Source organism: Dactylosporangium sp. CS-047395, assembly GCF_050942185.1.
In the GTDB taxonomy this organism is placed as follows: Bacteria; Actinomycetota; Actinomycetes; order Mycobacteriales; family Micromonosporaceae; genus Dactylosporangium.
Genome location: NZ_CP192015.1, coordinates 9,910,010 through 9,925,070 on the forward strand (window position 1 = coordinate 9,910,010; position 15,061 = coordinate 9,925,070).

Consider the following 15,061-nt stretch of genomic DNA (forward strand, 5'->3'; position numbering starts at 1 on the left):
CCCGTCGGCTCGGCGCCCGTACGACCGCACCACCCGACACCCGATCACTCGACACCCAGTCGAACACCCTGCATGCACAACCGACTTCCACGAACAGGCCGGACATGAACCAGATCTCGGCGACAGGCAACGGCCTCTCGCTCGACCCGGACCTCCGCGCGGCGGTGCTTCGCGTCGCCCGCGTGCCCAACCTCTTGGTGGCATGTGACTACGACGGCACCCTCGCGCCGATCGTCGCGGACCCCACCAAGGCGACTCCGACCGCCGAGTCCGTAGCCGCCGTACGCGCCCTCTCGTCGCTGCCGCAGACGACGGTGGGCGTGATCAGCGGCCGGGCCCTGCGCGATCTAGCCGCCCTGTCCCGCCTCCCCGCCGAGGTGCGCCTCGTCGGCAGCCACGGCTCCGAGTTCGACGTCGGCTACATCGACGAGCTCCCCCCGGAGCGCCAGCAGCGCCGCAACGAGCTGCAGGCGGCGCTCAACGCCATCTGCAAGGACCAGCCGGGCGTCCGGCTGGAGGGCAAGCCCGCGAGCATCGCCGTGCACACCCGGGCCGCGCCGCGCGACGTGGCCCAGCGGGTCTTCGACGCCGTGCGCAGCGGGGCCGCGCTCTGGCCCGACATCGAGGTGACCACCGGCAAGGAGGTCATCGAGCTCTCCGTCGTGCCGACCGACAAGGGCCTCGCCGTCGACGCGCTGCGCATGCAGGTCGGCGCGAGCGCGGTGGTGTACCTCGGCGACGACGCCACCGACGAGAAGGCCTTCGCGCACCTGCACGGGCCCGACCTCGGCATCAAGGTCGGTGACGCTCAGGAGGAGACTCAGGCCCGCTTCCGCATCGACGACGCCTCGGCGGCGGTGGGGATTCTCGAGCTTCTGCTGTACACCCGGCGCCGTTGGCTCTTCGGCGAGCAGGCCGTGCCCATCGAACGGCACTCGATGCTCTCGAACACCCACACCGTCGCCCTGCTCACCCCGGCGGCCCGGGTCACCTGGCTGTGCCACCCGAAGCCGGACTCCGGCGCGGTCTTCGCCGACCTGCTCGGCGACACGGCGGCCGGGCACTTCACGGTGCAGCCCGAGCGCGGCGGCACCCCCCTCGGGCAGCGCTACCGCCCGGGCACGATGACCGTGGAGACCCGCTGGTCGGGGCTGACCGTCACCGACTGGCTGGACCACCACCGCACCGGCAACTCGCTGATCCGGGTGCTGTCGGGCAGCTCCCGGGCCCGCATCGACTTCGTCCCGCGCCCCGACTTCGGCCAGGTGCACATCCGCCTGCAGCCGCTCGGCGGCGACGGCCTGCTGGTGCTGGGCAGCAACGAGCCGATCGCGCTGTACTCCCCCGGCATCGAATGGGAGATCACCTCCGACGGCCACAGCGACACCGCGCGCGCGACCGTCGACCTGAACGCGGCCGGCGGCACGGCCATGCTGGAGCTGCGCCTGGGCACCGACTCGATCGAGGCGCCGCGGGTGGCCCTGGAGGAGCGCCAGATCGCCGCCGAGGCCGCCTGGCGGGACTGGGCCGAGTCGCTCAAGCTGCCCTCGGTGGCCAAGGACCTCGTCCGCCGCAGCGCGCTCACCCTGCGCGGCCTGTGGCACAAGCCGACCGGCGCGATCCTGGCCGCGGCCACGTCGTCGCTTCCGGAGGAGATCGGCGGCTCCCGCAACTGGGACTACCGGTACTGCTGGCTGCGCGACGCCTCGCTCACGGCCAAGGCCCTCGTGGACCTCGGCTCGACCGAGGAGGCCGAGTCGCTGGTGCGCTGGACGCTGCGGGTCTCCGACAACACCGACGGACACCCGGAGCGGCTCCACCCGCTGTACACCCTCGACGGCAACGAGCTCGGCCCCGAGGCCGTGATCGAGGCGCTGCCCGGGTACGCCGGCTCCCGCCCGGTGCGCATCGGCAACGCCGCCAACGGCCAGGTCCAGCTCGACGTGTTCGGCCCGGTCGCCGACCTGATCTGCGCCCTGGCCGACGTGCGCCCGCCCGAGGAGGGCGACTTCGCGCTCATGGCCGCCATGGTCGAGGCCGTCGAGCGCCGCTGGCACGAGCCGGACCACGGCATCTGGGAGGCCCGCCGGCGCCCGCGGCACTACGTGTACTCCAAGGTCATGTGCTGGATGACCGTCGACCGCGGCATCCAACTCCTGGAGCGCCAGGGCCGCCCGGTCCCCGACGCTTGGCAGACCCTGCGCAAGACGATCGCGGACAACGTGCTCGACAAGGGCTGGAACGAGAAGATCGGCGCCTACACGGTCGCCTACGGCTACGAGGAGATGGACGCCTCGGTGCTGTGGATCGGCCTGTCGGGCCTGCTGCAGGACGACGACCCGCGCTTCCTGGCGACGGTCCTGGCCGTGGAGGCCGACCTGCGCGAGGGCCCGACGGTGTACCGCTACCGCTGGGACGACGGCCTCCCGGGCGTGGAGGGCGGCTTCCACCTGTGCACCACTTGGATGATCGAGGCGTACCTGCGCACCGGCCGGCGGGCTGACGCGGAGGAGTTGTTCGCCCAGTTCATCGAGTGCGCGGGGCCGACCGGGCTGATTCCGGAGGAGTACGACCCGATGACGGAGCGGGCGCTGGGCAACCATCCTCAGGCTTACTCGCACCTGGGGCTGATTCGGTGCGCGCTGGAGCTTGATCGCGCGTAATTCGCTTTTCCCGGGGCGCCCCTCTTCAGCGGGGGGCGCCCTTTTTGCGGGGTCCCTATGGGTTTCGTCAAGCGGCAGCTTGGCGGGTTTGGTAGGGCACCTTGTCTCGGAGCATGGCGAACAGGACGTCGATGCGTCGGCGGGCGAGGCGGATGAGGGCGGCGTTGTGGCGTTTCCCGGCGGCGCGTGAGGGTGGGTGGGAGAGGCTGGCGAACGCGGCGGGGAAGAACGCGCGTTTGAGCTGTTTGTTGCCGCCTTTGGGTGGGTGTTCGCTGCGGATGCTGCTGCCGGAGCGGCGGGTGGCCGGGGCCAGGCCGGCGCGTCTGCTCGCCCAGCGCGGCGACGATCTGCTCAGCCAGACGCGTTCGCCCATGCGGGGCGCGTGCGGACGGACGATCTCGGCCAGGTTCGATCGGCCGCCTTGCGCAGCCTGGCGGGGCCGCCGCAGCGCGACAGCAGCTCAAGGACGGCTTTGTGCTGGACTTTCGGGCCGAGGACCCGCTCGAGGGCGGGGTGGATCTGGGTCAGCAGCCCGCGGATGCGGTTGGAGACCCGGGTAGCCTCACCGGCGAGATCGTCGCCGACATCGACGCGGCGCAGGGCGTGCGGCAGCGTGCGGGCGGCGTCGGCGATGACGTAGGCGTCGCGGGCGTCGGTCTTTGCCGCGCCGGGGTGCAGATCGGCGATGCGACGCATCGCCAGTCCAGGCAGGTAAGCAACCTGGTGGCCGCAGGAACGGGCGACCGCGACCGGCAGCGCGCCGATCGAGCCGGGCTGGTCAACCACCACCAGGACCCGGCCGTGGCGGGCGAGTTTGCCTCCCCGCAACGAGCCCCAGCCTCGATCGCCCCGTCTGGCGTCGACTGCCGGCAGCCACGTTACGAAGAGACCTACCCAGCGCCACGGGTGGTCGTGTCCCAATCAGCGGCCCGTCGGCGCCACCCGGCCCGGCGACAACATCCCCCGGATCATCCAAACGACAGGGGCAGGAAGTCATACCGGACCAGACGACCGAGCGTCCCCAACGGGGACCTGAAAAAGGTAACGCGGCGCCTTTTTTCCGATAAGTCCGACACTCCGTGATCGGACTTATAGGATTTATACCCCGTCCAGCGAAAAGTCCGATAAGTCGCGGCGCGGCAGCGCCCGACTTATCGGGACAAAAACCTCACCCCACCAGCGCGTCCACCACAGGCCCGATCACAACGACGGCAGGCGGCCGCAGCGCCGCCTCCTTCGCCGCGTCCGCGACCGTGGCCAGCGTCGCCCGCAGCGTCCGCTGGTCCCGCGTCGTACCCTCCTGCACAACGGCGACCGGCGTGTCCGGCGCCCGCCCGTGCGACTGCAGCACCGCCGCGATCGCGGGCAGGTTCTTCAGCCCCATCAGCACGCAGACGGTCCCCCGCAGCCGGGCCAGGGCCGCCCAATCCACGAGCGACTCGGCGTGGCCGGGCGCCAGGTGGCCCGACACCACCGTGAACTCGTGCGCCACGCCGCGGTGGGTGACCGGAATCCCGGCCGCCGACGGCACCGCGATCGCGCTGGTGATGCCCGGCACCACCACGACCGGGACGCCCGCCGCCGCGCAGGCCAGCAGCTCCTCGCCGCCGCGGCCGAAGACGTACGGGTCGCCGCCCTTGAGCCGGACCACGAACTTGCCGGCCAGGGCGCGGTCGACCAGGACGCGGTTGATCTCCTCCTGGGCGGCTGACGGCCCGTACGGGATCTTGGACGCGTCGACCAGCTCGACCTCGGGCCGCAGCTCGTCCAGGAGCAGTCCGGCGGCCAGCCGGTCGATCACGACCACGTCGGCCGCGGCGAGCAGCCGGCGCCCCTTCACGGTCAGCAGCTCCGGGTCGCCCGGGCCGGAGCCGACCAGTGCCACCGTGCCCGCGCGGCCCTCGTCCGCGGCGTCGAGGAGCCCGGCGTCGAGGACGCCGGCGGTGAGGACGCCGGCGGTGAGCTGCTCGCCGATCGCGTCGCGCACCGCGACCGCGCGCACCGGGTCGCCGCCGGCCAGGACCGCCACCGTGACCGGGCCCTGCCGGGTCACCGCGGGCGTCCACGCGGTCGCGGCGTGCCGGTCGTCGGCGCGGACGGTGAAGATCCGCCTGGCCGCGGTCACGTCGCTGATCGCCTGGGCCGCCACCGGGTCGCTGACGGCCACGTGGACCAGCCAGGCGTCGTCGGCGTCGGCCGGCTCGAAGCGCCGCTCGCGCCAGGTGAGGCGGCCGGCGTCGACGTGCGCGCGCAGGGCGGGGGTGACGTGGGGCGAGACGAGCACGACGTCCGCGCCCGCGTCGAGCAGAGCGGGCACGCGCCTGGTGGCGACGGTACCGCCGCCGACCACCAGGACACGCAACCCTTCCAGCCGCAAACCGAGGGGGTAGGGGTTCACTTGTGGGCTACTCCAGCGGAATCGAAGGTGGCAACCTCGTGCAGGACGCGGACAGCACTGGCCACGATCGGCAGCGCCAGCACGGCGCCGGTGCCCTCGCCCAGGCGCAGGCCCAGGTCGACGAGCGGTTCGAGCTCAAGATAGCCCAGGGCCACGGTGGCCCCCGGCTCGGCCGAGCGGTGCCCGGCGACCATCGCGGCGGTCGCGGCCGGGGCCAGGGCCTGAGCGGCGAGCGCGGCCGAGGCGGCGATCACGCCGTCGAGCACGACGGGCACGCGCAGTTCGGCGGCCTTGAGGATGAAGCCCGCGATGGCCGCGTGCTCCAGCCCGCCCACGGCCGCCAGGACGTCGATCGGGTCGTCCGCCTGCAGCCCGACGACCGCGGAGGTGACCACGGCGACCTTGCGGGCGTGCGTCTCGCTGTCGATGCCGGTGCCCAGCCCGGTCACCGCGGCCGGATCGGCGTGCGTGAACGCGGCGATGAGCGCGGCCGACGGCGTGGTGTTGGCGATGCCCATGTCCCCTGTGAGCAGCGCCTGGGCGCCGCCCGCCACGAGGTCCGCGGCCACCTGCATGCCGACCTCCAGCGCCTGCACCGCCTCCTCGCGGGTCATCGCCGGTTCGACGCTCAGGTCGCGGGTCCCGGCCCGGACCTTGCGGTCGAGCAGGCCCTCGGCCGGGTCGAGGGTGGCCTTCACGCCGACGTCCACCACGGTGACGGAGACCCCGGCCTGGCGCGCGAAGGCGTTCACGACCGCGCCGCCGGCCACGAAGTTGGCCACCATCTGCGCGGTGACCTCTTGCGGCCATGGCGTCACACCCTGCTCGTGTACCCCGTGATCCCCGGCGAAGATTGCCAGCGCGGCGGGCTCCGGCATCGGCGGCGGGCACGTGCCGGCCAAACCCGCCAGCCGGACCGCGAGGGTCTCCAGTGACCCCAGCGACCCCATCGGCTTCGTCAGGCGCCCCTGCAGGGCCCGCGCGGCCGCGATGGCCTCGTCGTCGAGCGGCCGGATCGCGGCGATCGTCTCGTGCAGCATGTTGCTCACCTTCCCAGTACCTCGGACAACACCGCGACGAAGGCGTCACTGGTGGCAGTGTCCCGCACGGCAATACGTAACCAGTCCTGGCCCAGCCCCGGGAAGGTTTCGCCCCGCCGCACGGCGAACCCACGCTCGCGCAGCGCGGCCCGCACCCTCTCGCCATCGTCCACCCTGATCAGCACGAACGAACTGGCGGGGCGGCCGGCCACGGGCACACCGGCCCGCTCCAGGGCCGCGACGAGGTGGGCGCGATCGGCCACGAGCCGGACGGCGATCTCGCGCTCCGTGTGCACCGCGCGCTCGGACGCGCACGCGATCGCCGCGGCCAGGGCGGGCGTCGAGACACTCCACAGTGGAGCGTGCTCGTGCAGCCGGTCGAGCAGCGGCGCGGGGCCGAGCACGTAGCCGATCCGCAGCCCGGCCAGGCCCCAGGTCTTGGTCAGGCTGCGGATCACCAGCAGGCCGGGGAGGTCGCGCGCGCCGGCCAGCGACTCGGGCTCGCCGGGGACCGTGTCGGCGAACGCCTCGTCGACCACGGTGACGCGCCCGGGCCTGGTGAGGCGGGCGAGGTCGGTTGCTTCGTGCAGTACCGACGTGGGGTTGGTGGGGTTGCCGATGACGACGAGATCGGCCGTTTCCGGGATCTGCCCGCCGCGGAGCCGGAACCCGTCGGACTCGCGCAGCACGACCCGCTCGACCGCGTGGCCCGCGGTCACCAGGGCGGCTTCGGGCTCGGTGAACTGTGGGTGGACCACCACCGCCCGCTCCGGCCGCAGCGCCTGCGCGACGAGCACGAACGCCTGCGCGGCGCCCGAGGTCAGCAGCACCTCCTCGGGCGGACGGCCGTGCCGGGCCGCGATCGCCGCGGTGGCCTCGGCCGGGTCCGGGTAGGCGCCGAGGTGGGCCAGGGAGGCCGTGACGGGCCCCATCAGCCAGGCCGGGGGCGCCTCCTGCCGCACGTTCACGGCGAGGTCGACAAGGCCCGGCGCGACTTCGCGATCGCCGTGGAACCGCAGCATCAGGCGATCGTCGCGTACGGCGAACCGATTTGTCCTAGCTTAAGAATGTGATCGCGCGCACGCTGCGAGTGGCCGGCGGCTTCCTCGCGCTCCTGCGGACCGGCCTCATCGTCGGGCTGGCGGTGGCCGCGCTGATCTATCCGCTGGCCGCCGTGAGCGGCATGGGGGCCAAGAAGGGCGCGGACGCGCTGGTGATGCCGCCGGACGCGCTGCGCCAGTCGATGCCGGCCCAGACCTCGCACGTGTACTCGGCCGACGGCGCGCTGCTCGCGCAGTTCTACGAGGAGTACCGCACGTACACGCCGATCGCGTCGATGTCGCCGAACATCCAGCACGCGATCGTCGCCGCCGAGGACGCGCGGTTCTGGGAGCACCACGGCGTGGACTTCAAGGGCGTCGCGCGCGCGTTCGTGGCCAACCAGAAGGCGGGCGGCGTGTCCCAGGGCGCGTCGACCATCACGATGCAGTACGTGCGCAACGTCCTGCGCGACACCGCGCGTACACCGGCGGAAGTGAACGAGGCGACCGAGCAGACCGGCGCGCGCAAGCTGCGCGAGATGAAGCTGGCCCTCGAGCTCGAGAAGCACATGAGCAAACAGGAGATCCTGGAGCGGTACCTCAATGTCGCCTACTTCGGCCACCGCGCCTACGGGATCCTCGCCGCGGCGGAGGTGTACTTCTCGAAGAAGCCGGGCGATCTGACGGTACCGGAGGCGGCTCTTCTGGCCGGTCTCGTGCAGGCGCCGTCGTCGTACGACCCCTCCGGCTCCGACGCGAAGGCGGCCACCACGCGGCGCGACTACGTGATCGACCGGATGGTGGACCTCAAGTACCTCAGCCGCGCCGACGCCGCGACCGCGCACGGCGTGCCGATCGCGCTCAAGCTCACCGAGCCGCCGAACGACTGCCTCGCCACGCGTCCCGGGTACGGCTTCTTCTGCGCGATGTTCCGCTCCTGGTGGGCCGACCAGCCGGTGTTCGGCGCGAACTCGACCGAGCGCCTGGACACGTTGCGCCGCGGCGGGTACAACATCGTCACCTCGATCGACCCGCGCGTGCAGGACATCGCGCAGGCCCAGATCAACAAGCGGGAGAAGAGCCGCAGTCCCTATGCGCTCGGGCAGGTCGCGATCGAGCCGGGGACGGGACTCGTGCGGGCGATGGCCGTGAACCGGGTGTACTCCCTGGACCGCGCGAGCAACGGCCCGCACTCCGACCCGCGGCAGCGCAAGCGGTTGCGCGGCAACTATCCGAACACGGTCAACCCGCTCCTCGGCGGCGGGGACGGCATGGCGGGATATCAGGCCGGCTCCACCTTCAAGATGTTCACGATGCTCGCGGCGCTCGAACAGGGACTGCCCCTGTCGACGTCGATCTATTCTCCGAAGACGGTGCAGACGAAGTACAAGACGGGTCGTAGCAGTTCCGCCCACTGCGGCAACGACTTCTGGTGCCCGTCCAACGCCTCGGACTCGATGACCGGGCGGCAGACCATGTGGTCGGGCTTCGGCAAGTCCGTGAACACGTACTGGGTGCAACTCGAACAGCGCGTGGGCGCCGACTCCGCCGTGCGCATGGCCGAGCGGCTGGGCCTGCACTGGCGGACCAGCATCGACCAGCAGCTCGCCTCCCCCGCGCGGGCCAAGGGCTGGGGCGCGTTCACCCTGGGCGTGGCGGACACGACGCCGATGGAGATGGCAAACGCGTTCGCCACGGTCGTCGCCGACGGGGTGCACTGCGAGCCGACCCCGGTCGTGTCCATCACCGACGTGCACGGCAAGCCGGTCGTGGACGACAAGGGCGTCGACGTGGCCAAGCCGCGGTGCGCGCAGGTGCTCTCGCCGGACGTGGCGCGGGGCGCGGTGGACGCGGCGCGGTGCGTGACGGGCTACAAGGCCGCGACCGGGGACTGCGGCGGATGGTCGACGGCGTCCCGGGTGTTTTCGACGGTACGGCGTCCGGTCGCCGGCAAGTCCGGCACGACCGACGACGACCGGACGGCCTGGTTCGTCGGGATGACACCGGGTCTCACGATCGCCGGGTTCATCGCCGACCCGGACAATCCGCTGCATCGGGTGGGCGCGGGGAACGCCTCCAAGCCGCGGGAGACGGTGGCCGACACGTTGCACGACTCCCTGGCGGCCATGCCTTGGCGCGGATTCACCCCGCCGAGTCCCCAGATCGTCGGCAAGAAGGCTGTGAAATCGTCGCGCGGCCTTTAGCGGATGTCTGACGGGAGTAGTTTTTTAGCGGATGTCTGACGGGAGTAGTGACCAGCTTTCGAGGTCGACCCGGCCGCTGGCGAGGGAGCCGGCGTTGCGCAGCAGTCCCTCGTACGTGAACCCGGCCTTCTCCGCGACCCGCCGCGACGCCACGTTCCCGGGCGCGACCCGCAGCTCGATGCGCTGGAACCGGTGCTCCAGCAGCAGCGACAGCGCGAGCACGTCGACCGCCTCGGGCGCGACCCCGAACCCGCGGGCGTCGGCGGCCACCGCGCACGCGATCTCGGTCGACCGCGTCAGCCAGTCCGTGTTCTTGGTCCACAGACAGCCCACGAGCCGCTCGTCCTCGCGGCGCACGATGCCGTAATGGTCCCCGGCGCCGCTGTCGCGCCGCTCGACGGCCAGCTCGGTGCACCAGGCGTACCCGTCGAAGGCCTCCAGCTCGTCGGCCGCGACCGGAAGCCACCGCCGCACGAGCCGGTCGGCGAAAATCTCTCCGACCCGCTTGTCGTCATCGGCACACAGCGGCCGCACGGTGAGCCGCGGCGTTTGGACGAGCAGCGATGGAAAGCGCCGCAGCGCCACCGACCAGGTCGACACCTAGGCCGCCTCGTCCCCGTCGCCGTTCTTGCCTTTTGCGGTTCCCGCTGCGGGCTTTTCTTCGGCGTTCTGGGACGCCGCTCCTGAAACTGGCGAAGTGGGCACGGAATCGGACACTACCGAACCCGGGGGTACCGAGATGGGCCCCGACACGGACACGACGGGAATCGACGCAGTTCCGACAGAACGCTGCGCCGCCGGCGGCCCCGAGACCGGAGGCGCCGACACGGGCGCCGCGTCCTCGAGCCCGGCGTCCCCCGCCGGCATGGCGGTGGCGTCTTGGAGTCCGGCTTCCCCCGCGGGCATGGCGGTGACCCCACCGGGCGCGGCGGACACGGGCGCGGAGGTCTGCGAAGCCGAGTCGGCAAACACAGGAACCGGCGCCGACGACACCGGCACGGCGGCCGAGGTCGAGGGCCCGGGCCCGGCGACCGCCCCCGGCCCGTACGCGGTGATCGGCCCCGTCACCGACCCCGAAACCGGCGCACTGGAGGGCGAGGAGACGGGCTGAGCTGCGGAACTCTGGACGGGCACAACCAAAGACGATGGCAGCCCACTCGCCGCCGCGGGCCCGTTCCCCGCGGAAGGCACCCCAACGCTCGCCTCGCCGTTCCCACCCCCACCACCGGCCACACCCAACACGGTCGTGGCCTCACCATCGTCGCCGCGCAGGTCGGGGTTGGTGTCTGAAATGTCGCTTGATGCACTGCCCGTAGCCCTGGCGCCGGCGGGAACCGAACCGGTCTCGGAAAACGATGAGGGGATGGAGCCCGAGCCGCCGGCCTCCCCGCCCGAAGTCACCTCAGCCGAAGCATTGGAGGCAGTTGACCGCTCACGCCCTTCACTTGCCACGCCGCCAGCCACTGCGCCCGCGTTCGGCGAACCGTCGGTCGTCGCGCCCCCGACCAGCGGACCGTCACTCGTCACGCCCTTGGCCGACGACTCTTCGCTCGTCAGGCCCTCGGCCGACGACTCTTCGCTCGTCACGCCCTCGGCCGACGACTCTTCGCTCGTCACGCCCTCGGCCGACGACTCTTCGCTCGTCACGCCCTCGGCCGACGACTCTTCGCTCGTCACGCCCTCGGCCGACGACTCTTCGCTCTTCACGCCGGCCACCGGCGCGCTCGGGCCCGGACCAGCGGAGCCGGAGACGAGGGCGCCTGGGACAGGAGTGCTGGAGTTCGGCGCGCCCGAGGCAGGGACGGCGGACAGCGGGGCGCTCGGCCCAGGGACACCGGAGACGGAGCCACTCGGCGGCGGGGTCAGCGGAGTCGTGCCCGAAACAAAGCCACCCGGAGCGGAAACCGGAACCGCGGAGATCGGAACAGCCGAAACGGAGGCGGCCGGAGCCGAAACCGACGCCACGGAAGCGGCCGGGCTGGAAACCGATGCGGCCGCGACCGAGGCGGAGCCGGTGGCGGGCGAAGCCCCCTGGGCGGCCGCCGAGCCCCTCGGTGCGCCGTCGGACGAGGTCCACGGCGTGGGCATCGCCGGGCCGAGCGCGGGGCCGAACGGCGACGACGCGCCCGGTGAGGTCGGCGCGCTCGCGGGAACCGCGGCCCGGTAGGTCGTGCCGGTCACCGGATACGACCCGGTGGCCGAGGCGGTCGCCGGAACGGTCGGGGCACCCTGCGCTGCCGACGGAGCGGTCCAGCCGGGAGCCGCGGCATCGCCCGCCGCGGCCGACGGCGCGATCCACCCCGCGACCGGCCCGCCGGCCGATGAGGCGGTCCAGCCCGGGAGCGGCGCATCGCCAGCGGCGGCCGTCGGCGCGTTCCAACCCGCGACCGGCGCACCACCCACGGCCGACGCATCGCCCGCGGCGGCCGACGTGGCGTTCCAACCCGCAGCCGGCGCACCACCCACCGCCGACGCATCGCCCGCAGCAGCGGAGGCGGCGTCCCACCCTGCGGCCGCCGGATCAGCCGGGGTGGCCATGACAGGGACAGAGGGCTGGGCGGCAGGATCGCTCAGGCCACCCGACGCAGCAACCGAGCCTGGGCCGCCCGACGTGGCAGCCGAACCCGGGCCACCCGACGCGGCAACCGAACCCGGGCCACCCGACGTGGCGGCCGAACCCGGAGCGGAGGACGTGGCGGCCGAGCCTGGGCCACCCGAGGCGGCGATTGAGCCCGGGCCGGCCGGGCTGGCCAGGATCGAGCCGGGGATCGCGGCCGGCAGGCGGGGTGGCGGGGCGTCCGGGGTCGTGTAGTCGGCCGCGTAGCTCGGCGTGCCGCCCGGCATGTCGACCATCGCCGGAGTGACCGGCGCCGCGGCCGGGGCCGCCGCGGCCGGGACCGCCGTGACCGGGGTCGCCGCCGACAGCATCGGGGCGGTCGGGAAGTTCATCACCGGGACTGACGGGCGGCCGTACGGGCTCGTCGACGGGGTGCTCCACAGGCCCGGCTGCGGGGCCGCCGTCGCCCCGGCCGCGGTCACGAAGCGCGACGCGATCGCCGGTGTGCCGGCCCAGTGCAGGCCGAGGTACGAGGCGTGGACGCCGCGCTGGACGAAGCCCTCGGCCGGGCCGCCCGCCCAGGTCCAGGCGGCTTGGAGGCCGGCGCGCGGGGTGATGCTCGTGCGGTGCATCTTGTGGCCGATGACCTGGGCGCCGACCGGCAGGATGACCGACGACGAGCGGGCGGTGGCCTCGCGGTAGCCCAGGACGACCAGGTCGGTCTCGCGGGCCGAGGCGTCCACCACGCCGCACATCGGGCGGCCGTTGTAGTCGCGGCAGAGCCAGACCAGGCCGGTGCCCTCCGCGGCGATCGGCTTGCCCGCGGCGGCGTGGGCGGCCACGGCGGTGCGCAGGCGGCCGTTGAAGGTGAGTTCCTCGGCGTACGACTCGGGCAGGGCGGCCCCGATGACGAGGCCGTCGACGCCGGCCGGGAGGACCTCGTCGCGCAGCGGGTCGAACGGGACGACCTCGGCGCCGGCCGCGGTGAGCAGCTCGGCGGTCTCCGGGTAGGCGAACGCGACGCCGATCACCGGACGGCGGCCGATGCGGGTCGCGGCGATCGAGGACTGCGACTCGGCGGCCGCGGCGATCTCGGCCTCGGCGCTCCACGGGTCGGAGGTCAGCCGCGGGGCGGAGCGGGCCAGGGCCATGGTGCGGTCGATGTCGACGGCGCCGGCGATGACCTCGCCCAGGCGGCGTACGGCGCGCACGGCGTCCAGATTGTGGTGCACCACCGGCGCGACGCCGTGGTGGCGGGAGGGCAGCGGGGCGCCGGACTCGCCGGCGTCGGTGAGCGCGTGCCGGCGAAGGGCACCCAGCACCGGTACGCCGATGTCGTCCAACGCCTCCCGCAGCAGTTGCTCGTGGCGGGTGGAGGCGACCCGGTTGAGGATGACGCCGCCGAGCCAGAGCAGCTCGTCGTACGCGCGGAAGCCGTGCACCAGCGCCGCGACCGACTGCCCCATGGCACCGACGTCGACGACCAGGATCACCGGGGCGCGCAGCAGGCCGGAGATCTGCGCGGTGGATTCGCTGTCGGTACGCCCGGCCAGCCCGTCGAACAGCCCCATCGTCCCCTCGACGACGGCGATGTCCAGCGACGCGGCCCCGTGCGCGAACAGCGGCCCCATCCGCTTCGCGCCGACCATGCGCGGGTCGAGGTTGCGGCCGGGCCGCCCGGCGGCGAGCCCCAGGTAGGAGGCGTCGACGTGGTCCGGTCCGATCTTGAACCCGGCGGCGCGGTAGCCACGCGCGGACAGCGCCGCGAGCAGCCCGACCGACACGGCCGTCTTGCCGTGACCGGACGACGGGGCGCTGATCACCAGCCGCGGGATCGTGCTCATGTGCTCCTCCGGCCCTGAGGCATACGTGTGACCCGGACGATACCGAACGGGCGCCACCATGACCGTCCGCAAAGTGGACGGGCTACCGTGCATGGTTGTGTACCGGTTTCTCGCGACGCCCCGGTGGCTCGGCTACGCCGCGCTGACCTTGGCCGCGGCGACGGTCATGGTGCTGCTCGGCCTGTGGCAGCTCGACCGCTACCACCAGCGTGCGGAGATCAACGCCCGGATCGACGCGGGCACCTCCGCCACCCCGGTGGCGCTGACGGACGTCGTCGGCGCGCCGCACGGGGGCGCCGGGACCGTCGGCCCGCAGCCCGCGGAGCACACCGAGTGGACGCGCGTCACCGTGACCGGCCACTACGACCCGGAGCACGAGATCCTCGTCCGCGGCCGTACGGTCGAGGGCGCCGTCGGCTTCGAGGTGCTCACCCCGCTCGTGCTGCCCGACGGCACCGCGGTCCTGGTCGACCGCGGCTGGGTCCGGCCCGCCTCCTCCGGCGCCCTGACCACGCCCGACGTGCCCGCCGCACCCTCCGGCCCGGTCACCGTCGCCGGCCGGCTGCGTCCCCCGGAGAGCCGCGGCGGCCGCCCGCAGGAGGTCTCCAGCCACGCGGAGATCCGCCGCATCACCCCGACGGCGATCGCCCCCACCATGCCGTACGCCCTGTTCGACGCCTACGTCAGCGCCGACGAACCCGCCCCGGGCTTCGTCGCGGTGCCGGCCGAGAAGCAGAACGCCCTGCAGAACGCGGGCTACGTCCTGCAGTGGTGGCTGTTCGCCGCCATGACCCTCTACGGCTTCGGCTACCTGGCCCGCCGCGAGGGCCGCGGACCGCGCCCGGACAACCTGCTGGACGACGAGGACGAGGACGAGGACCAGCTGCACGAATCGCCTCGCTGAGGCCACCGCGGCGCGAGCGGCCAGACCAGGCGGATCACCACGCTCCCAATGGCACCCCTCCTCCGAACCAGGCCGGCCGTCTGCGGGACCTCGCCGACAGCAGGCACGCCCGACCCCGCGCGGCAACTCGCCGGCGGCCGGCAACAACAACCCGCGCGGCAACTCGCCGGCGGCCGGCAACAACAACCCGCGCGGCAACTCGCCGGCGGCCGGCAACAACAACCCGCGCGGCAACTCGCCGGCGGCCGGCAACAACAACCCGCGCGGCAACTCGCCGGCGGCGGCCGGGGCGACGGAGCGACCGAGCCGCTCACGTCAACACCCGATGCGGCGCGCCAGACCGAGGCGTGTTCGGAACAACCCCGAGGCGGCGCGCCAGGCCGAGGCGTGATCGGAGCGACCGAGCCGCTC

8 protein-coding genes and 1 pseudogene are annotated in these 15,061 nt (G+C 73.2%); 3 read left to right on the forward strand and 6 right to left on the reverse strand.

Annotation, left to right across the window (positions count from 1 at the left end):
- Positions 1–104: 104 nt before the first annotated feature.
- A complete protein-coding gene (otsB, locus tag ACQP00_RS46350; protein WP_433209943.1) occupies positions 105–2,663 on the forward strand; it encodes a trehalose-phosphatase in 2,559 nt (852 codons plus the stop codon).
- Positions 2,664–2,730: 67 nt separating this feature from the next.
- On the opposite strand, the pseudogene ACQP00_RS46355 reads toward otsB, so the two are convergent.
- The 4 genes and pseudogenes from ACQP00_RS46355 to cobC all read right to left on the reverse strand — a co-directional run.
- A pseudogene (locus tag ACQP00_RS46355) lies at positions 2,731–3,476 on the reverse strand (IS110 family transposase); the annotation flags it as partial.
- Positions 3,477–3,831: 355 nt separating this feature from the next.
- Positions 3,832–5,061 (reverse strand): uroporphyrinogen-III C-methyltransferase, encoded by a 1,230-nt coding sequence (gene cobA / locus ACQP00_RS46360; RefSeq protein WP_433209945.1) that lies wholly within the window; start codon positions 5,059–5,061, stop codon positions 3,832–3,834.
- Positions 5,058–6,101 (reverse strand): nicotinate-nucleotide--dimethylbenzimidazole phosphoribosyltransferase, encoded by a 1,044-nt coding sequence (gene cobT, locus ACQP00_RS46365; RefSeq protein WP_433209947.1) that lies wholly within the window; start codon positions 6,099–6,101, stop codon positions 5,058–5,060. Before cobT ends, cobA begins: the two co-directional genes overlap by 4 nt.
- A gap of 5 nt (positions 6,102–6,106) precedes the next feature.
- Complete coding sequence (gene cobC, locus ACQP00_RS46370) at positions 6,107–7,123, reverse strand: Rv2231c family pyridoxal phosphate-dependent protein CobC (RefSeq protein ID WP_433209949.1); 1,017 nt, start codon at positions 7,121–7,123, stop codon at positions 6,107–6,109.
- Between the two features lie 47 nt (positions 7,124–7,170).
- Here cobC and ACQP00_RS46375 point away from each other — a divergent pair, with 47 nt between their 5' ends.
- On the forward strand, positions 7,171–9,345 hold the full coding sequence (locus ACQP00_RS46375; protein WP_433209951.1) for a transglycosylase domain-containing protein: 2,175 nt from the start codon (positions 7,171–7,173) through the stop codon (positions 9,343–9,345).
- Between the two features lie 24 nt (positions 9,346–9,369).
- Here ACQP00_RS46375 and ACQP00_RS46380 read toward each other — a convergent pair whose 3' ends face one another.
- Together ACQP00_RS46380 and ACQP00_RS46385 are read right to left on the reverse strand one after the other, a co-directional pair.
- The gene (locus tag ACQP00_RS46380) at positions 9,370–9,945 is read right to left on the reverse strand and encodes a GNAT family N-acetyltransferase (protein ID WP_433209953.1); all 576 of its coding nucleotides are present in this window, start codon (positions 9,943–9,945) and stop codon (positions 9,370–9,372) included.
- The gene (locus ACQP00_RS46385; RefSeq protein ID WP_433209955.1) at positions 9,946–13,746 is read right to left on the reverse strand and encodes a cobyrinate a,c-diamide synthase; all 3,801 of its coding nucleotides are present in this window, start codon (positions 13,744–13,746) and stop codon (positions 9,946–9,948) included.
- A 97-nt stretch (positions 13,747–13,843) separates the two neighbouring features.
- On the opposite strand from ACQP00_RS46385, the gene ACQP00_RS46390 reads away from it, so the two are divergent.
- Complete coding sequence (locus ACQP00_RS46390) at positions 13,844–14,650, forward strand: SURF1 family cytochrome oxidase biogenesis protein (protein ID WP_433209957.1); 807 nt, start codon at positions 13,844–13,846, stop codon at positions 14,648–14,650.
- The last annotated feature ends 411 nt before the right edge of the window (positions 14,651–15,061 follow it).

Bases quoted from the DNA above. Each gene is read 5' to 3' on its own strand.
- otsB (WP_433209943.1), top strand. From the start codon at position 105: ATGAACCAGATCTCGGCGACAGGCAACGGCCTCTCGCTCGACCCGGAC.
- cobT (WP_433209947.1), bottom strand. From the start codon at position 6,101: ATGCTGCACGAGACGATCGCCGCGATCCGGCCGCTCGACGACGAGGCC.
- cobC (WP_433209949.1), bottom strand. From the start codon at position 7,123: ATGCTGCGGTTCCACGGCGATCGCGAAGTCGCGCCGGGCCTTGTCGAC.
- ACQP00_RS46385 (WP_433209955.1), bottom strand. From the start codon at position 13,746: ATGAGCACGATCCCGCGGCTGGTGATCAGCGCCCCGTCGTCCGGTCAC.